Consider the following 26,999-nt stretch of genomic DNA (forward strand, 5'->3'; position numbering starts at 1 on the left):
TGCAAATCTAAAGTATCGATATGGGAACCGAAAATTCTGGTGCACAGGTTTCTATGTGGATACAGTAGGAAGAAATAAAAAGGTGATTGAAGAATATATAAGAAACCAAATACAAGATGATATAGTCGCGGAACAACTAAGCTTGTTAGAGTATGTGGATCCGTTCACAGGGGAAGAAATAAAGCGGAAAAAGAAAGTGAGGTAGGGCTTTAAGGTCTGGCCAGTGAAAGTAGTACAATTGGCGAACCATTCAGTAGCCCTTTAGGGCTTGGTCAGTAACAAAGGCTTTCAGCCGCAGAACAAACCCCCCGTTCACACGGGTGGTTTTGATTATGCGATTAAAAGGATTACATTTTTGTTCTCCTTTGTCATCATAGTAGGTTTCAAAATGCCTTGCTATTAAATATTTTGTCATTATCTGCTCATTTTTGTACATTCTTTCGTGCGAAAATCCAAAAAAATATTGAGTTATATTTTTTTATATTTTAATAGACTTTCTTTTCTGATTGGGTTAGTATATAGATTAGATGGAAAGGGTGGTAATTTATGGGTAAAGTCGACCATGTAGGTTTAATAGATATTATTCAGCATATGAACCAGGTTGAATACAATATTGAAAATATGATTTACTCGGATACATACAAATTTTCTCCGTTTGAAATGCTGCTCTCAAAAGTCCAACACCAGAGCTTAACTACAGCAAATGCAGTTTATCCCTCAAATATGTACGAGTTTTTGCAACTTCTGAAGACCCCTATAGAAGATTGGGGTTTGTTTAACATAAAAGCATTAAAAGAGAGAAAAATTCCAACGAGTTTGATAGTTTTAAATGAAAGAACAGGCATTAGTGAAGAGGCAAATTGGTTATTGCAGGAGTATATTTCAGCACAAGAGGCTTCTTCAAGTATAGTCAGAGAGGTGCTTACTTATTGCCGCCGTAAATATTATGAAGGCGATACAGATATGCAACAAGTCTATAATAGCTACCGTGAGTTTTTAATTAAAAATCCTTTAATAAAAGTCGAAGAAGATATTGAAGAATTAGGTCTTCGGTTAGGCCAGCAGTTAAAAAATGATAGATATATCATCGAGCGATTGATTAAAAGTTATGAGCGGATACCTACTGATGACTTTTATGTATGCCCATACTGTGGCTGGACTTTACAGAATAAAAGTGAGAAATATACATGTTTGAACCAAGAGTGTAAGGAAAATTTCAATCGATACAAGATTAATGATTATAAGGCAAGACCTTTTCAATTTACCCATAGAACCATTGAGACTGTACAACTTTCAACTGTTATACCGGGTATTAAGGAATTTGATTTAAAAGATCTGTTCGAAAGGCAGAGCGCTCAAGTACTTATGTACCCGAATATTGAAAGTGACGGTGATCTGCAAGTTACCAAGAAAGTTGGGTCTGAGAATATACAACTTAATATTGACGTGAAAAATTATAGTTATCCTTATATGTTAGTAGAAAAATTACTTGATGAAGAAAAAAGTGGGCTATTAAAAAATGTTGTAATAGGAATTCCAGATTCAAAAGGTAAGAAACGGTATATGAATGCGCTGAAGAAAGACTTGGTGCGTCATGATTTACATGTTGAAGTTTATACCTTTAGTGAGCTAGTTAATATGGTTAAGGGTAGGTGATAATGTGTTTATTGCGAAAAGTGATATTTTAAAGCCGATTATCGATGAGTTTAAAGAGCAAACGGAGGTGTATTTTGAAAAGAGTGGAGAGCAGATAGAAGAGCTGATAACTCGATATAATATTAGCAAAGGGAATGAATATGTAGAAAGAGGCATAGCCATAAGGAAGTTTCTTACTTCAATCGTTTCCGTAGAGTTAATTCTAGATGCTTTTACAACTATTTTTAGTGAGTATAAGACCTATCATACAGTAGATGATGTATGGTCTATTCTTCCAAAATACAACTCCGTTTTACCTGATGTAGATGTTAGTGAGGATTTTAAAATAAATATTCTTAGGTACTTGTTTTCGCAAGAGTTTACCTACCCTAACTGGAAAAGGGCAATTGCGGAATATGAAATTGTTGATAGGAAATTAAGAAAATTTTCAATTGATATTGAAGGAAAAATAGAAGAAATTCAACCGCTTTATTTTAATAATAGAAATTCCCTTTATGCAGGTGTCTTTAATAAGGAGTCCTTAGTAAATGTAGGGAAGGTTAAAATGAATTTTATAACCTCAGAAGACAAACCATACTTCCTTAAAACTAAGCACGTTGGAGATAAAAGAGATAAAGAGGAAATTGAGATTACCTTTAGGTCAGGTGATCAAGAAAAAAAAGGATTCCCTCCTCATTTAGTTAAATCAAAAGATTATTTAGACCAAAAGTTGAAGTCATGGCAGGTGCCCACAAATAGGAAAAAGATATCACGTGACCTTTTATCCTTAAAGTTGAAACCGAATGGTATGCATTGGTCGGACAATTCTATCGAGTTACTTGGTGAACAGGACAAAGGTTTGCAGCAGCAGTACAACGATTTGCAGCAGACTTTTACCATAAGGAGTGTCAAGGGGATTCAGGAATTGCAATATAAAGATAAAACAGGAATTGCCGGTATTACCGGTGTAGGAAAAACCAACTTATTAAAGTATGAGATTCTTCGTCTAGTTAACTTATGGAGAGAATACCCGGAACAGTTACAACAGGGTGAAGGTGCTAGGATCGCTATTTGGACTTCTAATGTTACAGAAGTATTAGACCTGACTTTTAAGTTGCATGAAATTGGTGTTAAAGCAGTTCCGATTATTGGACAGCAAAATATTAAACAGCACTTATCAAAATATATTAAGAAGGTTAAAAATCAAAGTAAATCGAATTCGCTTAAGAATCCCTTAAGTCAACTATCGATAGAGTACTTATTGCAATTTTTTAAAGGTGAGTGTTCAATAAATCGATTATTAGATAGAGGAGATCTGTCGGGTAAACCACCATGCAGGGATTTGAAAAATAACAAAGATGAAGGAGCAAAAAAGTCATCTTATGATTGTCCGTTGTTTGAGACGTGTGGGGCATATATAACGGAAAAACATTTGAATGACGCACCAGTTTGGATTGGAACTCAGCATGCCTTCATGTATAGTAAGCCAATGCCACTTGTAAACCCGAGAGATCTAACATTTGCAGAAATTGCTTATGAAGAAATGGATGTAATATTTGTAGATGAAGCGGATGATGGACAAGAAAAAGCGGACGGAATCTTTTTTTCTGAGAATGACTTAATCGGAAGTAATAGTACTCTTTTTGAAAGTCAGTTTTTAAAAGTAAAACATGAATTTGATATTGAATATGGTAAAGCTGGTTCTTACCTTGTAAGGCAGTGGCGCAGTCATGTTTCTAAGGCAAGTGATGCAATTCACCACTTATATGACTTAATGAAAAATAACACGTATATTAAGAAGAAATATAAAAAACAGGTATTTAACGTCCATCAGGTAGCACAACACTTAACGGAAATGATATTTGGAAAAGAAAACATTACAAATATAAGTGATTATCCATTTTTTGAATTGCTAGTGGAAGCCTATAGAGACAAAGTTAGTAATCTAAAAGCCTTAAATCCTAGTAGCTTTTTTGATAGGGCATTTCGGGACTTTTTTGAACAGTTAGAAGAAGTACAAATATCCTATCTTTCTCGTGAGCTTAAAACGTTAAGAGAAAAGGAATTAAGGGCAGACTTACTTAAGAAAATATTAAATGACGATTCTGTATTAAGTCGCATGGATCCAGAAAATGCTGATAATGCAGAGTTTCAACTATACTTTTTTGGCTTATTAATGGAGTTCGACTTTCATTTTAAAGCATTACTAGATATTAAGCCTGCTATAGAGGAAATTAAGGATACTAAGATCGATGGTGTCTCAAGTCAGTATAAATCAATATTAAGGTATCTACCATTTATACCAAGTTCCCCCACAGGGCGTCATTTTCAATATTATTTTAGAGGAGAAGAGAATGGAGAAAATGAGGATCAAATTGGAATCTTACAGATGTTTGACTATCATGGCATAGGAAGAGAAGCTCTTTTTGATTTTGCTCAGTTATTCCCTCAGTTAAATAAACACCAAAATAATTATAGTGACGGTCCTGCGATGGTTTTTATGTCAGCAACTATGTATGCAGAGGGTTCGAAGCATTATCATGTTGATGTGCCTATTGATTATTTACTAGAACCAACAAACCATAAACCAAGTGTTAAAATGCATCTTTTACCTAAATATATGGAAAATATTAAGGGGGAATATACTCCTATACTTGTTTCTGGAAGCAAAAATAAAAAAGAAAATCTTCGTAAGTTAACCCGGGAGTTAGTAGGAGATATTCGTAAGGAATTAAGGCACTGGTCTGATGATAATAACAGGAAGGTAATGCTGGTAGTAAATTCATTCGAGCAATCAAAGCTTGTTGTTGATGTCTTGAGAGGAGAGTTTGGTGACAAAGTAGTTGGGCTTGATGAAGTAGGGGATGTAGAAGAACTTCCGCAAATGGATATTGATATTTTAGTAGTTCCTCTTCAAAGCATAAACCGTGGTTATAATATTTTACAGTATGACGATATAAATAAGAAATTCCTTAACAAAGCATATTTCGGTAGTGTATTCTTCCTTGTCCGACCACTAATTCCGATAGAGGACATTAGTAATATTATTAGAATGCTAAATGGCAAATATAAATCTATAGAGCATGAATTGAATCTGTTAAAAGTAGAAGGTAACAATGAAAAACTATTTTATGAAGGGGTAAAACACATCAGAAGACAATCAAATCGATACTTTTACAACCTTCTTTCATATAAGTATTCGTGGAGCGATTTGAATGGTGAGGATAAGAAAGCAATTTCATTGTATGTATTGGTAAATCTAATTCAAATGATTGGTCGCTTAGTTAGGGGACAAGCAAGTGCACGTATCTTCTTTTGTGATGCTTCGTTTGCAACAGATAAACTTAATAATAACTCTAAAAGCTCAGATAAAAGTATGCTCACCATGATAGAAGAAATATTTAATCAGGAATGGGAAAATGAAATGGCTAAAGATGTATTATATTCCTGGTTCATAGAAGGATTAAAAGATATGGAAATCATTGATGAACAAAATGAGGTGTTACTAATATGAACGAGGAAAAGTATGTAATCCATCAGTTGAAGTTAGATAGAAGCCAGGCAAAAGAGCATAAAGTAAAGGGCGTTTTTTTCTCTGATGAATTAGTTAAGGTTTGGAATCAAATATTGGATTTATCTTCTGAAAATGAAAACAAATTAAACTTTTTATTATCTCCTTTTAGATATAAACAAGGAATAGAAAAAGATTTAGTTTGTATGACCTTTCATCGTCATGCGTTGACAGGCCAGCAACCGTGGCTCATTGTGTCTAAGGATATGTCTAATTTAAAGATTCAAATGATTAATAGTTCCTTGATACGATATTTGAAACAAGAACTAGAGGATAAAAAAGAAAAATATCAACTTTACTCTATATTAGGTAGATTACTAGGTGGTATCGATCCAACAAACGTTACTGTAAATGAGTTGAGTCTGGATCAATTAAGAGGTTACACTCAACATGAAACATTTTTAAACAACTACATTTTTCAATATGCCAGTGAAAACATTAAAAGTGTTTTAGATGATCCTCAATTAAAACTAAGGAAGAATTATAACAAAGATGGAGAATTAGCAGAGTGGGAGTTTCCGGAGGAGTGGTTTCAGGTAATTGACACTTTTTCGCCGAAGTTTGAGCTTGTATCTAAGCCTTTGTATCAAAAGGACAAGGATAAAAAAGTATTTTCTTACGTGATTAATTTAGCGATAGAAACAAATGAAAATGACATAACGGTTACAGTAGTTACTAAAGGGCGCCTTATTATGATTATGTCATTATTCAAGAATGGAAATTGGACATTTAATAGAAAGTCAAATGGTAAATTTCAAAATAGGTCCTTATACAAAATGAATCACACATCAAATAGGATTGTAAAAATACCTTTCAGCAAAAACAAGTATCAAAACAAAATATTTTCCTGGGATTCAATTAAATATGAATCAATAACGGGTGAAACAATTGAAGCAGTTGGTGATATTGCGATATCACCTGAAAAGTTTATTAATGACTACATGATTCCAATTACACATTCCGACCGTTCAAATTATAAGTATCTTATTAAAAGAGGACTGCACCCTAATGATCACTTCTATCTTTTTGAATCATTTCAGCATATGACAAATGATTTATTAATCAAGGATTGCACTCCAGATGAAGTTATCGATACTCAATTAAAGAAGAAAGAGATTGGTAGTAGGAGGATCCATGATACCTATTTTGAGCGTCAGGGAGAGTTAGTAAAAGTTTTTGTTGTTTCTACTAATGAAAATATTTTTTCATATTTAAATGAAGTAATGAAAAAATATAGAGGTGAAAAGGTTGGTAAGAATGGTGATATTGAGAAAGTAAAGGAAGCGAGGTTTGATGTAGAGCAAATCTCCGATGGTCGATACCGTTTTTATGACTTGGAAGATAGTGATAGACATACGATGGATATTGAGTTTGTTCTAAAACCAGAATGGTTAAAGCACTATAAACCATTAGACACTGAGGTTGATCGTAAAGAGGCTATAATAAAAAGAATAGAAGAAATTATAGCAGCAACCTCTAGGGAAGATGTTCCTTCGTTTGTATTAGGGGAAGTAGATCAATATGAAGAGTGGGATCCTTCAGACCCTAAAAAAGCCTACGAATTAGGGTTCTTACAACAAGGGCTTCTCTCACAATCTCATTATTCACAGGATGCCTCACCCAATGATTTTGTGAATCGTTTAAAGGGTGGAATGGATGACATTCTTATTCGATTAGGTTTTGTTAATCAAAAAATCTATAACTTATTGGAACAGGAAAGCCCTTATGAGTATTATTACTTTCCTCAGTTTATAAAGGCGCGATTACCTAATGGAGTCGAAGGAGACATTTTATTACTAGTTCGTTCATTTAAGGGTAAAACAGAAGTAAAGTATTATCATCCTAACATAGAAACGAATTGGTTGTCGATACAAGATGGTGTTGTTGAACTAAGAAATATAGAAAGCTATTTCATGAAGAACAAAGCAAGTGCGAACAAGTTTATTATTGAAAACTGTACAGGTCAAAATAATGTAGTTGTGTATGAAGAAAATGATGAAAAAATGCCACTGTTAGAAAAAGATTTACCTTTTGTAGTAGCAACCTTTAAGACAGATGACCTTGCACCTGCAGTTACAAAAATAAGTAGACGTACTGGAAATATTACTATAACACCTTTTGTTGTGGGGAAGGGGAATGTTTTTTATACAATTGGAATGAAGTTGCCTAACACGATGAAATATCCTATGCATGTGAGTAAACAAACTTTTTCGAATGATCTTCCTACGAGGGTAACTCAACGTGTTCGAGTTTCCAATGGTGATGTTCAAGTTGCAATAGACTTGCTTATGTTACGGATGATTCCTATAACATTTGGTAGTTATCTTAATGATCCACTACCATACCATATATTTAATAAACATTTTTATGAGCAATATTTAGAAATTGAGAAAGAGAAGAAAAAACTTTCTCGGAAGAACAAAAGAGTCACAATTAAGTTTTGATTTTTTAACCCCAATATAATGTTAAAAGTGCCTCACTGATTCAAATATGGAGAAGTGAGACACTTTCTTTGGCTAGGAATATAACTGGAGATTTAATGAACTTAAAAATACTTGATAAAACAGGTGATGTAACTGTCTTAAATTACGACGATTCTATAAGGGGTATTCATTCAGCGTGTTTTCTCGATTATGGCTGAAGATGTTTATGTTTACTTTGATGGGTACATAATACACCTGATTGCATTGAAGTAATCCATAATATAGGCTAAATCGAAAAGCCTATGTTATAGATTTCCCTATTTAATCTAATCCAATAAATTGAATTTCTTGTTCTCCTTTTTCATTATCTATAGTAGGTTTCAAAATGCAGTGTTATTAAGCCAAATAGATCCTTTTGAAATTTTTCGTTGGTTGTATTGATCCCAGGAAGGTGACCTACTATTTTAAGTAATCCTTTTCTGAATTTCTATCAATCAAATATTTTACCTCCGCGTGCAATTCCGGATATTTCTCTCGATAAACATTGTGGTGTAGAAGGTGGAGATGGCTAATGAAACCAAATTACGACTGTCTTCCACTCCTAGTACTCCATTATTAATAGTGAAGTTATATCGAGCTTTCCTTGTCAAATGAAATTCATTTTAACAATTAGTTACCGGTGATCGGGGGTGGGATTTAAAGTGATCAGGGCTTTACCAATTTATTACGCTTAATAATAGGTTGCTTTATTACAAACTTATAGCATTTTTCTAGTAGTTTAAATTCAGTTTCATTTATTAAATGAGAATGAGCGATTTTATTTCTTATTGGGCTTACTTGTCGAAGTGAATTTAATTGTTCTTTTTTAAAGTGGGTTAGGATGTGAGGGTATTTTCCAAAGAAGGCGACAAGCTCGTGGAAACATGAGGTTTTTTCGTCTCGATTTTCATATAGAATGGAAACCCATCTATCCCCACACTTTTTTTCCATGTTTGTTTTTACAATTAAACGTAAGTGATTTTCCATTTCATACAACATTGAATAAGCTTCTTTCATTAATGAGGTGTTCAAAACGAAGCGCTCCTTTCGTGTTGAAATAGTTGATGATATACTTCTACATGAATATATATATTCCTTTAATAAAAAATAATATAAAGGAAGAATATATTGCTAAAAAGTTGTTTTGAAAACCGCATAGCAGAGTGCTAAAGTAACAGCAGCAATCGCTTCGAAGAAAGTATGGAGATGCACGAAAAGAAGTGAAAAGTAGGTGTTAGAATAAATGTAGTTAGTAGAAATATATAAAGAGTCTAAATCAATTTATTTAACAGGAGCAAAGATTTTCAAAAAAAGTAAAAAAGAAAAATATGTTATTGAACTTTTTAAATAATAAGAATTTCTATCCTGTGAATGCGGAAGCTTTACTATTTGGTACTTATGAAATTTTAAGAATACCTGACTTATTCGGAAGAAAATTAAACCTTATTGAGGAGGAGATATTGTGTAAATTGAAAGAAGTAGAATATAGTTCTGAATTATTCTAAATTTTGTATCGAAGTACAAATGCTAAATAATCCTTATGAATTATATTTTTTATATGTATTTTAAGACGTCTTGTATATAATTGTAATAGATTTATTTTAAAGGGTGGTAGCAAATGAAAATAAGATTTGAAGAGTGGATTAAATCTCAGGAGATTTCTGAAGAAGCAAAAAGTTTAATAGATGAAGCACTGTTATGTTATAAAGTAACTGCTTATAAGGCCTCTTTATTGTTTTCATATCTTTGCTTTCAAACTATTATAAGAGATAGAATGTTAAATGCACAGAGACCTGACAATATCCCCGAAGGGATGTGGAATGACATACTTAGAAACCTCCGGAATGAAGACAAATGGGACTCAACTGTTTATGATAATCTTCAGAGACAAACACCAAGGGAAATATTTTTACTAAACGACGACATTCGGAACCAAATTACATATTGGAAAAATAGAAGAAATGACTGTGCACACTCTAAAAATAATAAAATTACAGTATCTCACGTAGAGAGTTTTTGGACATTTATTAGGTCAAACTTAGCAAAAATAATGGTTAATGGAAGTCGTGCAGCATTAATAAATAAAATAAAAAGACACTTCGATGTTAGTTTAACTGCTCCAAATACTGATATTTCATACATAATTAATGAGATTCCTAATGCAGTAGATGTAAATGACCTTATTCCATTCTTTAGTGAAGTTCATGCCTTTTTTTTGGAAACTGATGGACCTTTTTGGGATATAAATGATAATTATATTGATTTTTGGGAAAAGACCTTTTTGCTTAACGACCAAAGGGTTACTGAAAAATTAGTTGAGTTTTTAAAATCCGACGAGGGCATTTTTATGACATTCCTCAGAGTATATCCAAGTAGAGTTAACTATTTTGCAAGTGAACCTTCGTTTATTCGTAATTTATGGTACACAAAAATATTTGAAAATAGTTCTAATCCGAAAGAAGATTTAAAGTTATATTGTACAATCTTAAGAAATGAATTGATTGAGGATGAACAACTAAATGAAGCCAACGATCTTATTGTGAAGAGATTTAGAAATGTCATTCCAGAGGAAGATGACTTTTATATACTGAGAGAAAATCATTTTTTCTCTAAATTTAAAGAGATTGTATTAACAACAGAATTTCTAAATGATTTTGATAGAGCCAATAATCGAGGAGGAGTTATAACTTATTATTTAGAACGATTCCCTATTGATGAACAGATTGTTCGGAGTTTAACATATACCTTTGATTCTAGTAATCATCCATGGCACTTAAGGGATTCATTAAATGAATTTTTTGAAGGAAACCAGGAAAAAAGAGATTCTTTTATAAGTATTTTAATAGAACATGATATTGATCCACCCGAATATTTAAACTCAATTAATGAAGTAGCAGCCGAATAAGATGTACTTCTTTACTAAGAATAATTTACAACGAATATTTATTTTCATAGTAGGCTCAATTAATGTCTTTGAAAAGTATCCTACTTTTTACTAAGTAAAATATATTACACAATCTTTACACGCTACACATATAAAGGTTTATAAACTCAAGACATTTAACCTATCTCGTCCCCGACCACCGGCATCACAGATAAATTATAGTAATATCATGGGTTTCAGTGGTCTAGACGGAACCCTTTTTCGTGCGCCCGGTATGGGGGCAATCTATAGGGTGAAATTCCCGAGCTGTGAAGGCAAAAGTAGCAGTTAGCTTAACACAAGGGTGTTCACGGCAACGTGGACTCTGAAGGAAGCGGGCGGTTAACCTCCTCCGGCCTGAGGAACACGAACTTCATACGAGGCTAGGTATCATGGGATGGTTTGCAGAAAAAGTCCTTTCTGCCAAAGGTGATACAGAGTAAATGAAGCAGATAAGTGGAGGAAAGATTGCATTCTTACCTGAGGAGGTCTGACTGATAAGCCAAGAGCGATCGGCAACCTATTTAGCGATAAATAACTGAACAGTCAGAAAGTCAGCAGAAGCCATCGTGTCTTATTTTCTAGTAAGGGAAGGGCTGAAAATGTATGCTACACAATAAGAACGACTGATTCACGTAGGAGACTGATATCATATTAGAACGTATTCTATCATAGAGCCGGAAAGCTGTGACCGTCAAAGTATCACAACTTTATAGAAACGAAATTAAAGCTAAAAGTGAATCGAGAAAGAAGCTTAATTGACAGAGCTTGGCGAAGAAAGTTCTTAGGTTTCACTTTTTCGTCTATTACGATCCTAAAATCAGAATATCTCAGCAGAGCTTTCAGAGACTTAAACATCGAGTTCGGGAAATGACTTCTAGAAGAAAGTTCATAAGGATGAAGGACAGATTGGAAAGGTTAAAGAGGTATTTAGTGTGTTGGCTAGGATATAACCAAATAGTAGATACACCAAAAATCTTTCGTAGCATAGGCGGGTGGATTCGTAGAAGACTAAGAATGATTAGATGGGAAATCAAGAATCTAACAAAGTTAGGCATCGATAAACACAAAGCATGGGAATGGGCAAACTCTAGCTTGAATATTTGTTAATAATTACCAGCCTAATACTTGGTAGAGCCCTTGATAACCAGTATTGGCTAAACCAAAGGCTCAAAAGTTTAATCATAAGATATCAAACTTTACGTCCAAAAACATAACTAACATACAATCAGTCCTAGTTTTTATTAGGGCTCTTCTTTACTATTAATCAGTCCAACCTTCGAATAGAATTGCCGGGAGTTGTTCACTCGGGTTATTTGGATTTGGGATATTTATTTCAGTTTTCTTCAGTTTTCCACTAGCGAAATGTGTTGAAAAATCAGGTTGTTCTTCAAGTGCAATATAATCGTCAATTAGCATAATTACAAATACCTTTGATGCGTCAGAAGGAATATCGTTTCGTGTAATATATTCACTAAATACTTTATGTGGATGTTCTAACTCATACATTCCTCGTACTCGTAGATTTGATAGTTTTAATGGATCAATTCCCTTGGCACGAGCCAATTCCTTAGAAGCAATTAATGTGGCGTTTGTACTTGCTACAGCATCTCTAATCTCATCAATCAGATTTAAATAGACAGAACGGTCAGCAACCATTGTATTCCCGTAAGCAAACCAAAGTGAAAGTAGTTTGTTATTTTGATTGTTTAAATTCCCAGCGACGTATATAACCTCTTTTCTTACCCACTCTTCCTCGTTAATATTTTTTGGTAAATTCTGACTATCTGGATAGATATAATCTTTTGGATATGAACTGTTTAACGCAAGAGAAGAGTAGCTCTGATTATTTAGTTTTTTTGGCTCGACACCTACTCCACCTTTTATAATAAAATCAGGAAAGTTAGACGAGTTACCTGTCCAACTTAGATATTCATTGTACTTCCTCATTTTTTCATGTTCGTGCTGGTACTGACTAGCACCTGTGCAAAACATATCTTTTACGAAAAACTCAAGGCTATCTCCTGCAGCATTTGCAGTACCGTTTGACCGAAAAATTGGTGTGAGAATACTTGAATTTCTATCTAGAATGTTTTTTAATGCTACTAAAACATTTGTTGTAGGTAATTGTACCATTTCATTTCTCCCTCTGTTTTTTATCTTTATTTTCTCACAATAAGAAGGACTGGCCAATCCTATTAAATTATGGTATGATGCTATATATTGAAAAGGAGTGAATTCTTATGGTAGTTGCTGAAAGAGAAAAAAGAACTTTTGTTTCTTCGCTTACTTTCACGCCCGAAGAAGTACAAAGTGTTTTGTTTGAAAAAATTCTTGAAGAAAATGAACTTGTTCAAACTAATATCACTGAACAAGACAAATTAAAAGAAAAAGAAATGCTAAAAAAGCTACATTATGTCGAAGGAGCGACCAATATTGTTTCGTTATTTTCGGGTGCGGGCGGCTTAGATTTAGGAGTAGAACTTTCTAGTATGGTCGTCCAATTTGGAGAAGAAAAAGCATACAGAGTGTTTGAAAACAAAGAACAGTATTTTAAATTACGTAGTAAAGTAAAATGCAATTTTGTTTATTCTAATGATATGTTTAACTCTGCAAACATTAGTTATGTTAATAACTTTGCCCCGACTGTTACCAAAGTCGAAAAGGATATTCGTAAAGTAGCGGATTTTCCGAAATGTAACCTGATGCTCGGTGGATTTCCATGTCCAGGTTTTAGTAGTTCTGGTCCTCGATTACTCGACGATCCACGGAATTTTCTTTACGTCCATTATATTCGTGCCTTAGTGCAAAGTACCCCTGAGTTTTTTGTTGCTGAAAATGTAAAAGGTCTTATGACAATGGCGAGAGGACAAGTTCTTAGTCAAATGATAGAAGACTTTAAAGCTGCGGGCTATGAAGTTACTGCTCATTTAGTAAATGCTCGCGATTATGGTGTTCCACAACTTCGTGAACGAGTATTTATTGTTGGAATTCGCAATGATATTTATGGAAAATTTGGTTTTAAATATGAAGTTCCAGAACCGACACATGGGGAAGGGAAGCTACCATACGTCACTTTGAAAGATACAATTAGTGATTTACCTCTAGATGCTGAAGACGTTTACGAAGGCTCATTTTCAAGTATGTATATGAGTCGTAATCGCAAAAAGAGCTGGAACGAGCAAAGTTTTACTATTCAAGCGAGCGGTAGACAAGCTCCAATGCACCCTCACGGTGAACCTATGAAGAAAATCGGAAAAGACTCTTGGAAATTTCAAGGCGACTTTAATCGTCGTTTATCAGTTCGTGAAGTTGCTCGAATTCAGACATTTCCTAACTGGTTCGAGTTTTCAAATGGTAATAAGAAAAATGTTACGAATAACCATAAACTTAATGAACAATATAAACAAATTGGCAATGCAGTGCCAGTCTTACTAGCTGAAAAAATGGTTCGTCCAATTATTAAGTTCTTATATGAAGAAATCATTTAAACTAAATAATGGTAAAATAATTAGAAGCTGAGTTTTATTTTCCTGTACTTACTCCGATTAGTGCAGGATTTTTTTATACAGACTTTTAAAATATAATACCAAATTTATATTATGGGATTGAATATTTATAAAAGCTGAATTACTATCGATATAGGGGATTATTAGAAAGGGGGATACTTGACTTTGGTCCCAATTAAATTTATTAATTGGCTAAAGCTCTCTCCAAGGTACTTATTTGTTATTTCAATAATAACTTCAGGTTGTTTATTATTTGGTCCTAATGACATTCTTGACAAAATAGGTGTTACTGGATTTGTTGAAGAATACAGAACTTGGATAGGTTTCATTTTTTAATTTTTTCATCTCTTTAACTTGTTTCGATAATTGGTTTTACGTATAAGAATTTTAGTTATAAAAAAAATGGTGGTTTAAAAGGTATAGAAAGAAAAGATTCAATCAGTTAACTATTTTAGAAAAAGAAATCTTACTTTATTCTATTGAGAATAAAACGAGGACTCAAACACTTCTCTTTAAGAACGGAACTGTTGTTGAGTTAGAAAAATTACAAATTATATATCGTACATCTAGTGTAAGTCAAAGATTACAATATTTTTCTTGCAATATACAGCCATGGGCTTGGGATTACTTAGTTAAGAAACCTCATTTATTAATAATAGAAGAAAATGAATAACTAACTCTATATAATAAATTGCTTCGATATAACAAAATTGAGGTGATTTTTTTTCCTACAGCTACCAAAGAGCAACTTATTCAATATCTGATATAAAATAACCCGCTACCCTTGTAACACCTAACGGGTTTGAAGAGAACGGCACTTAACAGGTTCATTTTTCATAAAAATCACTCTAGTTACCCGTAAAAGCTCAGAGTGATTTTCTATTTTGCTAACTGTTGATAACAGACTTGTTATCACTTCCTTGAACTAATTGAAAACACCAAACAAATGATAGCCTGAAAAGCCTATATAAAAACTCGCACATTGAGTTCGCAACGTTTATGAGTTTTGGGATATCAAGCAAGCAGCAGAAGTATGTATTAAATTGTTGACTTCTTACTATTCTTTAATTAAATCGAAAACTTTAGTAGATATTTTTATCCACATTGCAAAAGTCAGAAGACTCAGTTGTTTAATCTCTTTTGAATTCCTTTTTAGTAGTTATTACAGTTTGTTAACATAAATTTCCCTATTTGGTGATGATTAGTTCTTCATACATTTTAGAGAAAATGATAATATTATATAATAGAAAATTCTTCAATTGATAATATTGCACAAAATTTATTGGTGAAATAGATATGGATTTACTTAATATAAAATGATGATCTTTGGTTTTGGGGGTAGTAATGTCATATTTAAAATGGAACAGCCTAATTGCTAAACAATTTTTTAATGAGGCAATAGCTGGACGAGAAGTTCTTTTATTTGTAGATGAAACTTTTATTAACGAAATAGGAAGTAAAATTAATGAAGACTTGAATGATTTTATTTCATCAGTTATTGAGGGTCCTCCATGGGTTAATGCGTATCGTAATCATGGTGTTTGTCGTAAGGCATTTCTGACATATAAGAATTGGAGATCTAGAAACTTAAGATATCCACCATATATAGCATATCTTGCTCTTTTCGTATTAGCCGGTTATGTAGAAGATGAACATTTTTCTACAATTGCATACTACCCTAAGTTGCGAGCATTATTAGGAGAAGATGAGGTATCGGGACAGTATCCCTATTTTGATAAGATGAATAGTTTGTGGAGGGACTTGGAAGAGTGGAGTGTTGAAGATAGACTTGAGGAGTTTGGTCGTTTCAGGGTAAGGATAAGAGGTAGATGGAGACACGTAGGGCTACCCCTCTCACAAACAATTATATCTAGCAAGGAAAGAAAAGATTTACCTTTAATATTCAATAAAGCTGGTATCATTTCTTCAGACTCTCCTGAAAATGATACAATTCACATAATGTTAATGAAACATGGCAAGGAAGTCCTGAGTAATAAAACTCAAAGACTACTAAATGGAGAAGATGAAAATGAACATCTGCAAGAAGCACTATTTGAATTAGTGAAAGACGAATTAAATGAGTGGGACGGTTCTTTGCCGGAGGATTATATGGAGTCAGGTTCATTCGTTACATCGAGGATACGGATATGTTTGAATTTAAATAAAATAACACAAAAGGCATCTTTTAGTTTACGCATTAACACACAGAATGAATTCCCAAGTGATTTGTTTAAATTTCAATGGAGTGAAGTAGAAAGTCTTTTGTATTGTAGGCGAAGTATTAATAATTGGTCTACCGAACTTAAGAATAAAGATGGTTTGGTTGTTGATGCGACCAATTTTAATTGGCTAAATGGAGAAGAGATAGAAGATTTAGACAATAAGTTAAAATCATCTTTAAGAGGGACATCTTTCAGAATTTTTGTTGAAGGGCAGAAATATGGTCTACCTAATTTAATTGAAACTGCACGTATTAAAAGGGGAGCTAGATTTATATTACTATGCAATAACTCATACAAAGATAAAATTATCGAATGGGGTAAAAACAAATGTGAGTCTTTTGGCGAAATTAATTATACTGGTGTTCCAAATGGTTGGTCCCTATTTCATGTTAGTAAGCCGAAAGAGTCTTATAACGGTGTTATGGAATTAACTATAGCTAGTGAACTTAAAATTCGACTTGTAAATGGTCTTCGCTTGGGAAAGGGAAACACTTTTTTAAGAGCAGCTCCTCCTGAGATTATTCTTGAGAACTATAAAGGAAATGAAGTTGTTTTATTAAATGATGATCCACTTCCTTATAACGAGGAATCTGAGAGTTGGGAACTTGTAAAAGAAAATCTTCCATTAGATGAAACACTGAAAGTTAAAGTGTTAGAGCAAGGAAATGTAATTAGAAGAACAAATTTTAAAATTACTAATTCTAAAATTTCTATACTTAATAGAAAAAATTTTATAGATACAGTAGGACAGCATAATAATGAGAGTGGGGAACCAATGAATATAGGTGTAAATGTTTATAACACGGAAAATACACCATTTGTTAAGCAACTTCCGTTACCAACATTTTTATCAAATGAGATCATGTTCATTGGGCAACAAGTTGGTCAAATATACCATTGGCAAGGTAAAACAGAAGTGAAAATAGAGTTTGAGCCCATTTGGGCAATTTCGAAAGTTAGAAAGAGAAAATGGAAGGTACACTTCATAGCTACAAAAAAGTTGACACAGTGTAAAATACAAAAAGAGGTTATCGATCAAAAAAATTTACGATTTTGGAAAACAGTAATGTGTAAAATGAGAAAAGCGATTGAAAAACCAGATTTTCTCCCATTGCATGAATTATGGGAAAATTACTTAGAGGTGGCAAAACGTGTTTGACGATATTCTTTCTGTTTTAAGCGTACTAGGTAGTATTAAGTTTGAAAAGTTTAGGGATGTCTATGACACTCTTCTGAAACATTACTTTAACGATGATGAACAACAACGTCTCTTATATAATTACTTCGATATAATGAGAGATTTGGAGGCATTAGGACATTGTGAAGTAGACTATGATAATCGAATATTATATATTTGCCCACCTTCATTTGCATTATTACCTAGAAGGGGATTACCTAGAATAGTATTAGCAGGTGGAAGGTCTGAAAAAATGCTAAAACGCTTAACGAAACTAGTAAATAAAAATTCTGATAAAGTAAGAATTATTTTTTCAGATCAGCTCTCAGCTAAAAACCCCCTTTTTCCCAAGACTATTTGTATAGAAGCTAAGAGTACTCAAATTTTAAAACAAGTTACTGAAAGGATAGAAATTGAGGGCGATTTAAAAACACCTGCTTCTTGGAACCTTACAATTATAGCACCTAGTGTAAAGGATATTTATGAATCTCTTGTGTATAGTGAACAATTTGAGCCTAATTGGAAAAAGGAAGTTTTCTGTCATGAAAATCTGTATTTTAGAAAATTTGAATGTTCAGATGAAATTAAATTAGTTAAATATAAAAATCCTATTTCCCAGCAACAATACACATGGATTTGGAATGGAGATGCTGCAGCAAAAATTGATAGAGGATGGGGGAGGTATGTCATCTTAAGCAGATACAAAACTGACATACTTTTATTTGACAAAATAAAACAGAGATTTGCCATTCCTTCAACAATACCATTACCTAAAGATATAGCTAGGGCAGTTTCTCTCTGTACGGGGTCTCTCCCTCGAAAAAAAGAACTTCACAAGCAATTAGGATATTTACCTAGAAAAACAAATATCACTGTTTATGAAGGTGTTACTAATTTAATAGCTTTAGAAATATCAAAAAAATTAGGGTTAAATTTATTAGAGGCTAATTTATAGTAGGAGGAATATAAATGGCTAGTCCAATAGAAGCTTTTGAGGAAATACAGCAAAATTTTATTAGATATGTAAAAACCGCATTTGGAACTAGATACCCATCTCTCGAGAAGGAAAGAGAACAATTACTATTAAGGCCCGGAGTTCTTGCACAAGATCCGTGGATTGAGCCCTTGCCTAAATATAAAAGTTCAAAAATGAAGATAAAAGATTTATCGGAAAATGATCTACCTTCCTTAACTATTGAAGAAATAGGGTTATTTAAAGAATTGGTTAGTTGCGGTCTTTTTAATCCTGAACTCCCTTTATATACCCATCAATCTCAAATGCTAAAAGAAGCTTTATCTTCAAAAAATTGTGTAATAACATCAGGGACAGGATCAGGGAAGACAGAATCTTTCCTACTACCATTGTTTGCGTATTTGGCAAAAGAAGCGAAAAGGTGGGAGGCGGCTGGCTCTCCTGAACCGCATGTAAATGATTGGTGGAAAAATAATGACTGGCAAAAACGGTGTGATTCGGCTGGGAAGAGTAGTCCATTGAACAGGTCATACCGTGTGCCACAAAGAAGTCATGAAAAGAGAAAATCTGGTGTACGTGCTCTGGTTTTATATCCCATGAATGCATTGGTAGAAGATCAACTAACCCGATTAAGAAAAGCGTTAGACTCTAAACAAGCAAAATTATTTTATGACTCACACCTTAAAGGGAATAAAATTTATTTTGGTAGATATAATGGCATGAGTCCAGTAGCAGGACATGAATATACAAAAACAGGCATTCCTGATAGAAAGAAATTAGAAGAACTAGCCAAAAGAATGAAAGAAATGGATGAAACCAGTAATGCTGCTTTAAACTATGCTGAAGAAACTAATAACCCTGAGATTCCGTTCTTTTTCCAAAAAATGAATGGAGCTGAAATGCGTTCTCGTTGGGATATGCAGGATTTTCCACCAGATATACTTATTACAAATAATTCAATGTTAAGTATTATGATGATGCGGGAAGTTGACAGTGGAATTTTCGAGGAGACAAAGAAATGGCTTAAAGAAAGTGAAGAACACGTTTTTCACTTAATAATTGATGAATTACACTTATATAGAGGAACATCGGGAGCGGAAGTTTCTTACCTCTTAAAACTTTTATTAAATCGTCTAGATTTATATCCCTCTCATCCGCAACTAAGGATTTTAGCATCCAGTGCATCGTTGGAACCTGAGGGTGAAGACAGTCGGAAATTTCTAAAAGACTTTTTTGGAGTTGAAGGAGATAAATTTGAGATTATTCCTGGAACACCTGAGCAATTACCTATAAAAAGTAATACCTTCCTTCCATACGAACCTTTTATTAAGTTTAATGACGAATATGAAGAAAATGAAGAAATAGCAATAAATAACTTATTATCGAAATTAGGCAGTAAACTCACTGGAGTTAAAGGATTAAGGGAAGCTTTAGAGTCTGATCGTTTAAAGTTAGCAAATACAATGTTAAATGCTTGTAAATTTGATGATAGGATACGAGCTGTTTCCATAGATGACTTTACCAAAAGTCTATTTGGGGCAAATATCGATGAAATTGTAAGAAGAAAGGCAGTGAGTGGCTTATTTAAGGCTCGAACTATATGTGATACCTCCGATATGTTCAGTAGTTTACCTTCTTTCCGCTTCCATTGGTTTTTCCGTAATATAGAAGGTTTATGGGCATCCACCTTTAAAGAAAAAAGTGGGATGATGAGACCTGTAGGAAAGTTATACTCCAAACCAAGCATCATTGATGAAAATGGAAGTAGAATTTTAGAACTCTTATATTGTGAACAATGTGGGACAGTATTCTATGGAGGGAACCGCTTGAAGCTTCAAAATGGCAAAGTTGAAATGTTAATAACTTCACCTGATATAGAAGGCATTCCAGACCGAAATAAGAAAAATATGGTTGAACAAAGAAATTATGAAGAATATGCAATTTTTTGGCCAGTTGAAGATGGTGAAGAGTTACACAAGGAAGCGCGTACGTGGAACCAGTTAAAAAGAAAAAAAGAATGGGGCAAGGCAAAGGGTGAATGGAAACCTGCAAGTCTTAGTTCTTTAACTGGTACAGTAGAACTTACACATGAATATTCAGAAGACAATCCTTCAACATATATTAAAGGGTATAGTTATACTGTTGACAGTGATGAAACTAAGGATTTTAAATCATTACCATCTATTTGTCCTTGTTGTAATGCGGACTATTCAAATAGAAAATATTTAACTAGCCCAATACGAGGTTTTCGTACTGGTTTCTCAAAAGTCAGCCAAATCTTATCGAAGGAACTATTTTATCAACTTACAGAAAGAAGTGATAAAAAGTTAGTCGTCTTTTCGGATAGTAGGGAAGATGCAGCACAAATGTCTAATGGGGTAGAACGTAATCACTATAAAGACCTTTTTAGAGAAGTAGTAGTTGATGAACTCCGCTTAGCCACAATAGGAGAATCACAACTTTTAGAAGATCTTGAAGAAGGAAATGATTTATCACCTGAATCTAAAAGATACATTAGTGCTTATCCAAATGCAGAACAAAAAATAAGTGAATTATTAGAAGTAACTAAAAATGAACCCCCTCCTGCTTTTAGAAGATATTATGAAGAAGCTATAAAAGAGTTAGAAGTTATCCGAAACAAGAAAAATACATTGATTGTTTCTTGTAAAGAGTTAATATATCCCTCATCTGCCGATGATTGTGGAAGAATAGTTTCTAGGTTAATAGGATTAGGGGTTAATCCTGCTGGAAACGATATAAAAAACCAATCATTTTGGTGGGGAAATCAAGAACATCGCTGGACTGACCTATTTGATTTTAAAAAGCAGGCTTGGTTAAGTGACCTTCCGCCTGATACCGATAGATTCAAAAATCAAATTCGTGATAAAATTCGTAAAGAATTATGTGATCTACTTTTTAGCAGATTATATTTTGGTTTTGAATCATCTGGTTTAGGATACCCTATCATTTGTTTTGATAAGACCTTAATCGAAACTACATCAAGCACTCTAAAAATTGACCAAGAGATTATAAAGCAAATGTGTAATTCAACAATTAGAATATTAGGTGATATTTATCGTCATGATGGATCGGATTTTCCTTTGGATGACTGGGTAGAATATAGAAATGCAAAAAGTTCAATCAAGCACTATATAAATAATGTATGTGAAAAATTAGGGATTCCTACTAGTGACTATCAAGTAGTTGGTGAAAAAGTATTCAATATATTAAAAAATTCTGGTCATACTGGAGTGATTATATCTACCGACCAACTTCAAATTAAGGTAGCAGCGGAAGAAGACCCTTATTGGGAATGTTCAAAATGTAAAAGACCTCACCTTCATGAGTCTGCTGGTATTTGTACTAATTGTAATTCGGAACTGGAAGAAAAACCGAATGGAGAATGTAGTGAATTAATGAGTCGAAACTATTTAGCATTCATGGCAACTGATGAAAGAGTGCCTATTCGTTTACATTCTGAAGAGCTAACAGCTCAAACTGATAATCAAGGGGCCCGACAGCGTTTATTCCGTGGGATATTACTGGATACAGAGGGTGATACAAATATTAAGGAAGTAGACGAGATTGATATTCTTAATGTAACAACGACAATGGAAGTAGGTGTGGATATAGGTAGTCTACAAGCCGTGATGTTGGCTAATATGCCTCCGATGCGATTTAATTATCAACAGCGAGTAGGGCGTGCAGGGAGACGTGGACAAGCTTTTTCTTATGTTTTGACACTTTGCCGTGGAGGAAGAAGCCATGACGACCATTATTTTGAGAACCCTTCTGCTATTACTGGTGATCCACCACCTGTACCTTTTGTAACAATTGAACAGCCTCCTATTATTAAGAGACTTTTAGTCAAGGAGTGTTTAAGGAAAGCTTTTAAAGAAATCGGTGTTCAATGGTGGGATGGTCCTAGTGATCCTCCTGATAGTCATGGAGAATTTGGGTATAAATCTGATTGGGGTAATAATAAAAATAAGATTTATGGCTGGCTTCAATCAAATTCAAAAGCAATAAAAGATATAATTACCTGTCTTCTTCCTCCTTGGCAAGCTGGAGAAAACAGTGTTAAAAATTATTTAAATTATATTCAAAATGAATTAATAAAAGATATTGATGAATGTTCAGCTAACCCTGAACTAGTGGGAAAAGGCTTGGCTGAATGCCTTGCGGAGGGTGCGAAGTTACCAATGTTTGGTATGCCGACGCGAACAAGATTGTTTTATCATGGTTTTGATAGCTCTAATAATCCACAAACAATTGACCGTGATATAGAAATGGCAATTAGTGAATTTGCACCTGGAGCTCAGAAAACAAAGGATAAAGCAATTCATACTGCAATTGGATTTACGGCCCCTCTCTTAAAAAGAGAAGGAAAATGGCAAACAGTGGATGAAAATGCATTGCCACAACAGAGTAGATACCAAATTGCTCACTGTTCTAATTGCGGATATATGAAGGTAGACCAGGATTTAGAAGAATGTTCTAATTGTGGAATGAGTAAAGGTGAAGAATTTAGAGTATATAACGTAGCTATACCTCAAGCATTCAGATCCGACTTTTCTAAGGGAAGTGACGCTAGAGAAGAAGATAGGGTTATTTCAGGTGCTCCTTCTAGCATAGCTGAGGGAAAACAAGTTAATTTTAATAGAGTAGAAGGTAATAACGTTCAAATAAGCTTGAGTAGTGATGGACGTGTATGGAGAATTAATGATAATGGTAGGAGTTTATTTAAGGGGGGATTAATAACAACTAACCATACAAAAACAACTAGTGGTAGAGATAAGAGATATTTTACTTTTAAAGGGCAATGGGTACTAGAAGACTATAAATATGTTAGTGATCAAGACTTTATTACTAATGAAGAGATAGGAATTGCAAGCTCAAAAACAACTGACTTATTGCGCATTAAACCAATTATTAATAATAATGGACTAAATTTTGACCCAATTAATGTAACTGCAAAAGCTGCCTTATATTCTGCAGCTTTTCTACTCCGCTCAGTAGTTGCCGAAAAACTAGATATAGATGCAGATGAAATCGAAATTTCCCAATGTATAAGATCGGATATTGGAGATGGGAGTTTCGTTGGTGAAATTATTTTGAGTGACCGCTTACCAAATGGGGCAGGTTTTGTACGTTGGCTTGAAAATAACTGGACAGATGTATTAGAAGAGGTTGTTTCCCAAACTGGAAATCAGTCTTTTATAAATTATTTAATTAGTGAAAAGCATAATTGTAGTACTGCTTGCTATGGTTGTTTAATGAATTATAGAAATATGCAGTATCATGGTTTATTAGATTGGCGTTTAGGGCTTGCTTATTTAAGGAGCATGTTTGATTCAGCATACCACTGTGGAATAAATGGAGACTTTTCTACACCTGAGTTAAAGGGATGGCTGCAACTAGCTGAAGTTTTAGCCGAACGATTCTCTTCCTTTTTCAATTATGAGCCAACCAAGTGGGCTGGCATTCCTGGAGTAAAAGCAGGAAACCGAAAAATCATTTTTACACATCCGTTGTGGGACTATTCAAATCCTATTGGTGTGCTTGCTGATGCAGTTGTTGCTACCGGTGCAGATTTGGATTCTTTAGACTTTATAGATACTTTTAATCTTATAAGACGTCCAGGTTGGTGCCATGAAAATTTAGGAGGAACAGTGGATGAGGATGATCAAGTCTGGTGGTAATTTGCCATCATCAGTAAACATTGCTCCACTAAGAAGGGTCTCGCCAAGTCGGTTTTTTAGAATGAATTGCTGTAGATTAAGAGAAGTCTTAATATCAAATAATAATGAGAAATTACTACCTTCCTCTCCAAATATGTACTTTGGTATTACAGCACATAACTTTCTTCAGAATGTTGGGAGAGGTAATATAACTAAAGAAGACTTTGATAATGAATGGTTATCCTCAATAACTGAAGTAGAAAGACAAATGTTAGGGACGAAGGAGGAATACTTAGTTCCGTTAAATAAGTCTCTAAGAAAGTATGAACTTAAAAAAAGGTTATTATTTAAAGAAGCATCTGAATTGATAGAAGTTGTTGGTGGAAAGTATAAGTCTAACAATAAAACGTTTCCAGGGGTTGAAAGATGGTTTGAGACGGGTGACAGGATTGTTGGGGGCTATATTGATAAACTGGCATTTACTGATTCAGGTATTGAAATAATTGACTATAAGACTGGGTCAATTTTTAATAATGATAATCATGAGATTAAAGAAGAATATAAATATCAAATGCTCCTTTATGCAGCATTACTTTATGAAAATTTAAATGAGTGGCCATCTGCTCTTAAAGTTTACGGTCTAAATGGGGTTATACATTCAATCAATTACTCTAAAGAAGAATGTATAAAGGTATTAAATAGAGCAAAAGAAATGTTTTATGAAATAAATGAATTAATTTTGAAGAATGATGATTTCATTGAATTGCAAAGATATTTAGCTAATCCAGCTCCAGGGAATTGTCAATATTGTGAATTCAGACCAGTTTGTAATTCTTATTGGGAGAAAAGAGAACAGAGTCCCCATATAAATTGGAGTCATGATATAAGAGGTCATTTTGAAAGTCTTAAAACTTTAGGGAATGGAACTCTTTTATTAAAAGTTAAATCTGCTACAAGTATTTTTAAAGTTAGGGGATTAAATCCTGGTAGGCATTTAATACCAGAAGGAAGTTTTTTTAGTATTTATAATTTGTTAGCAGATACAAACTATAATTGTTTTAGAGAGAAGTTAACAACAATGATTTATACAAATCAACAAGACATGTAGAATTCTCAAACAGGACATTATATCTGAACCCAACATTCAAATTGTTGGGTTTTTTGGTAAAATTGGTTTATTCTATCGAGATGTATCAGTGCTTAATATACTCTGCCGATTGCTAGCTACATCAGTTGGTATAATTACAATGATAAATGCATTATAGGAAGGTGAGTGTAAGATGGTTGTTTCTTTTGCGGATTTACCAAATTCAGATTTGATAGTAGATGAATTATACCTTGGAGGAGGTAGTGGTAACCTTTCTGATGAAGTTTTAAGTAAGCTTATGTATGTTGAAAATTCAGGAGGTTTTAGAGTAAGAGGGAATAAAAAAAATTTTGACTTGAAGTATGTTGTACTTTTTACAACAGGAGGAGAGATTGATTGGATAGATGAAATTGACATTGAAAATGGAAAATTCACTTATTTTGGAGATAATAAAAAGCCAGGAAGAGAACTTCATGACCTTAGAAACAAGAAAATGGGAAATATTATACTAAGGGAATGCTTTAATCGACTACATAGTGGTGATCGAAGTGAAATTCCGCCGTTTTTTATCTTCTCTAAAGAAACTGGTAGAAATGTAAGGTTTAGAGGTTTAGCTGTTCCAGGGTATGAAGGAATGACAGCTAATGAGGATTTAGTAGCGATTTGGAGTATAAAGGAAGGGTGTAGGTTTCAAAATTATAAATCAATTTTTACTATTTTAGATGTTAGCTCTATATCTAGAGAATGGATTAAGGATTTACTTGATGACAATGGTTTAATGAGTAAACATGTACCGAAAGTATGGAAAGATTGGAAAATAAGTGGAACCTATAAACCGCTTAAAGCTATAAAATCAACAGAATATAGAAGAAAACAAGAGCAGATCCCTACTTCAAAAAATGATTTAGAAATTATTGAAACAATTTATTATTATTTTAAAACTGGTCAGGCATTCGAACCATGTGCGGGTCAAATAGCACAATTAATGGATTTAAATATAATTAATTATGATGTAACAAGGGCTACACGAGATGGCGGTAGAGACATTGTGGGTAAATATCGAATTGGATTAGAGTCTAGCTCCATATTAGTAGATTTTGCATTAGAAGCTAAAAGATACGCATTAGGTTCAGGTGTTGGTGTAAAAGAAACGTCAAGATTAATATCCCGATTACGTCACAGACAGTTTGGTATATTGGTCACTACTTCATATGTAGATGAATACACTTATAAAGAAATTGTAGAAGATCAACATCCAATAGTTATTATTTCTGCAATTGAAATCGTATCAATATTAAAAAGATCCGGATATAAAACTAAAGAAACTGTCCTTAAATGGCTTCAAGCAAACTTTAATAGGGAGTAAAAAATATTTTTTTCTATTTTCAGGGTTAAAGGAGAGAGCAAAGTATTACCGCGCTTTCTCCTTTTTCACTTGTTAATGACGTTCCAAAGTGTCTGGAACTTGATGGCGCTAATTGTCCTAAAACTGACGGATTCACTGTCCAAAATGAAAGGGAAGCACTTGACGGCTCCCCTAAGATTCTTTCACATCAACTTGATACGTTTCATTTTTCTTGAGATAAAACCTTACGTCATTTCGACCAGTAAGGATATACCAATCCCTTCCAAGTTCCAAGCGACAAGGAAGCGTCCGACCATATCCTAGATGAAGATCAAACCAGTCTCCGCAACGCATCTTATACCCTTTATTTTCTCCCCAAATGACAACCCAACAATCCAACTCTTCATGATAAGT

The 26,999-nt window shown here is 33.7% G+C and carries 14 protein-coding genes and 1 pseudogene; 13 read left to right on the forward strand and 2 right to left on the reverse strand.

Annotation, left to right across the window (positions count from 1 at the left end; all coding sequences use genetic code 11):
- From T323_RS0115200 to T323_RS29415, 6 genes are all read left to right on the forward strand, one after another.
- Positions 1-205: IS200/IS605 family transposase (locus T323_RS0115200; protein WP_026674042.1), on the forward strand; the 205-nt coding region annotated here is incomplete at its 5' end.
- A gap of 341 nt (positions 206-546) precedes the next feature.
- Complete coding sequence (locus T323_RS0115205; RefSeq protein ID WP_026674043.1) at positions 547-1,656, forward strand: restriction endonuclease-related protein; 1,110 nt, start codon at positions 547-549, stop codon at positions 1,654-1,656.
- Positions 1,657-1,660: 4 nt separating this feature from the next.
- Positions 1,661-5,149, forward strand: a complete 3,489-nt coding sequence (locus T323_RS0115210; protein WP_026674044.1) for a hypothetical protein — start codon at positions 1,661-1,663, stop codon at positions 5,147-5,149.
- On the forward strand, positions 5,146-7,650 hold the full coding sequence (locus T323_RS0115215) for a pPIWI_RE module domain-containing protein (protein ID WP_026674045.1): 2,505 nt from the start codon (positions 5,146-5,148) through the stop codon (positions 7,648-7,650). Before T323_RS0115210 ends, T323_RS0115215 begins: the two co-directional genes overlap by 4 nt.
- Positions 7,651-9,286: 1,636 nt before the next feature.
- The gene (locus T323_RS0115230) at positions 9,287-10,573 is read left to right on the forward strand and encodes a hypothetical protein (protein ID WP_026674047.1); all 1,287 of its coding nucleotides are present in this window, start codon (positions 9,287-9,289) and stop codon (positions 10,571-10,573) included.
- Positions 10,574-11,488: 915 nt separating this feature from the next.
- Complete coding sequence (locus tag T323_RS29415) at positions 11,489-11,701, forward strand: group II intron maturase-specific domain-containing protein (RefSeq protein WP_245613734.1); 213 nt, start codon at positions 11,489-11,491, stop codon at positions 11,699-11,701.
- 153 nt (positions 11,702-11,854) lie between these two features.
- Here T323_RS29415 and T323_RS0115240 read toward each other — a convergent pair whose 3' ends face one another.
- The gene (locus T323_RS0115240; protein WP_026674048.1) at positions 11,855-12,727 is read right to left on the reverse strand and encodes an NgoPII family restriction endonuclease; all 873 of its coding nucleotides are present in this window, start codon (positions 12,725-12,727) and stop codon (positions 11,855-11,857) included.
- A gap of 107 nt (positions 12,728-12,834) precedes the next feature.
- On the opposite strand from T323_RS0115240, the gene T323_RS0115245 reads away from it, so the two are divergent.
- The 7 genes and pseudogenes from T323_RS0115245 to T323_RS0115275 all read left to right on the forward strand — a co-directional run bounded on the left by T323_RS0115245 (position 12,835) and on the right by T323_RS0115275 (position 26,606).
- Entirely contained in the window at positions 12,835-14,082 is a 1,248-nt protein-coding gene (locus tag T323_RS0115245) for a DNA cytosine methyltransferase (protein WP_026674049.1), read from the forward strand.
- Positions 14,083-14,530: 448 nt separating this feature from the next.
- Positions 14,531-14,773, forward strand: a pseudogene (locus T323_RS29795) (super-infection exclusion protein B); the annotation flags it as partial.
- 671 nt (positions 14,774-15,444) lie between these two features.
- A complete protein-coding gene (locus T323_RS0115255) occupies positions 15,445-17,481 on the forward strand; it encodes a hypothetical protein (protein WP_026674050.1) in 2,037 nt (678 codons plus the stop codon).
- A complete protein-coding gene (locus T323_RS0115260; protein ID WP_026674051.1) occupies positions 17,474-18,454 on the forward strand; it encodes a hypothetical protein in 981 nt (326 codons plus the stop codon). Before T323_RS0115255 ends, T323_RS0115260 begins: the two co-directional genes overlap by 8 nt.
- 14 nt (positions 18,455-18,468) lie before the next feature.
- A complete protein-coding gene (locus tag T323_RS26900) occupies positions 18,469-24,174 on the forward strand; it encodes a DEAD/DEAH box helicase family protein (protein WP_051556561.1) in 5,706 nt (1,901 codons plus the stop codon).
- Positions 24,149-25,261 (forward strand): PD-(D/E)XK nuclease family protein, encoded by a 1,113-nt coding sequence (locus T323_RS0115270; protein WP_026674052.1) that lies wholly within the window; start codon positions 24,149-24,151, stop codon positions 25,259-25,261. Before T323_RS26900 ends, T323_RS0115270 begins: the two co-directional genes overlap by 26 nt.
- A 172-nt stretch (positions 25,262-25,433) precedes the next feature.
- Complete coding sequence (locus tag T323_RS0115275; RefSeq protein WP_026674053.1) at positions 25,434-26,606, forward strand: restriction endonuclease; 1,173 nt, start codon at positions 25,434-25,436, stop codon at positions 26,604-26,606.
- Between the two features lie 171 nt (positions 26,607-26,777).
- Here the strand turns inward: T323_RS0115275 and T323_RS29215 are convergent.
- On the reverse strand, positions 26,778-26,999 hold a 222-nt coding region (locus T323_RS29215), incomplete at its 5' end, for a DUF5348 domain-containing protein (RefSeq protein ID WP_026673006.1).

It is taken from the genome of Alkalihalobacillus bogoriensis ATCC BAA-922 (genome assembly GCF_000621445.1).
GTDB classification, from domain to species: domain Bacteria; phylum Bacillota; class Bacilli; order Bacillales; family Bacillaceae_F; genus Bacillus_AO; species Bacillus_AO bogoriense.

What these genes read in the sequence shown, in the direction of transcription:
- T323_RS0115230 (WP_026674047.1), top strand. Translation starts at nt 9,287, where the DNA reads ATGAAAATAAGATTTGAAGAGTGGATTAAATCTCAGGAGATTTCTGAA.
- T323_RS0115215 (WP_026674045.1), top strand. Translation starts at nt 5,146, where the DNA reads ATGAACGAGGAAAAGTATGTAATCCATCAGTTGAAGTTAGATAGAAGC.
- T323_RS0115205 (WP_026674043.1), top strand. Translation starts at nt 547, where the DNA reads ATGGGTAAAGTCGACCATGTAGGTTTAATAGATATTATTCAGCATATG.
- T323_RS0115275 (WP_026674053.1), top strand. Translation starts at nt 25,434, where the DNA reads ATGGTTGTTTCTTTTGCGGATTTACCAAATTCAGATTTGATAGTAGAT.
- T323_RS26900 (WP_051556561.1), top strand. Translation starts at nt 18,469, where the DNA reads ATGGCTAGTCCAATAGAAGCTTTTGAGGAAATACAGCAAAATTTTATT.
- T323_RS29415 (WP_245613734.1), top strand. Translation starts at nt 11,489, where the DNA reads ATGAAGGACAGATTGGAAAGGTTAAAGAGGTATTTAGTGTGTTGGCTA.
- T323_RS0115255 (WP_026674050.1), top strand. Translation starts at nt 15,445, where the DNA reads ATGTCATATTTAAAATGGAACAGCCTAATTGCTAAACAATTTTTTAAT.
- T323_RS0115270 (WP_026674052.1), top strand. Translation starts at nt 24,149, where the DNA reads ATGAGGATGATCAAGTCTGGTGGTAATTTGCCATCATCAGTAAACATT.
- T323_RS0115240 (WP_026674048.1), bottom strand. Translation starts at nt 12,727, where the DNA reads ATGGTACAATTACCTACAACAAATGTTTTAGTAGCATTAAAAAACATT.
- T323_RS0115245 (WP_026674049.1), top strand. Translation starts at nt 12,835, where the DNA reads ATGGTAGTTGCTGAAAGAGAAAAAAGAACTTTTGTTTCTTCGCTTACT.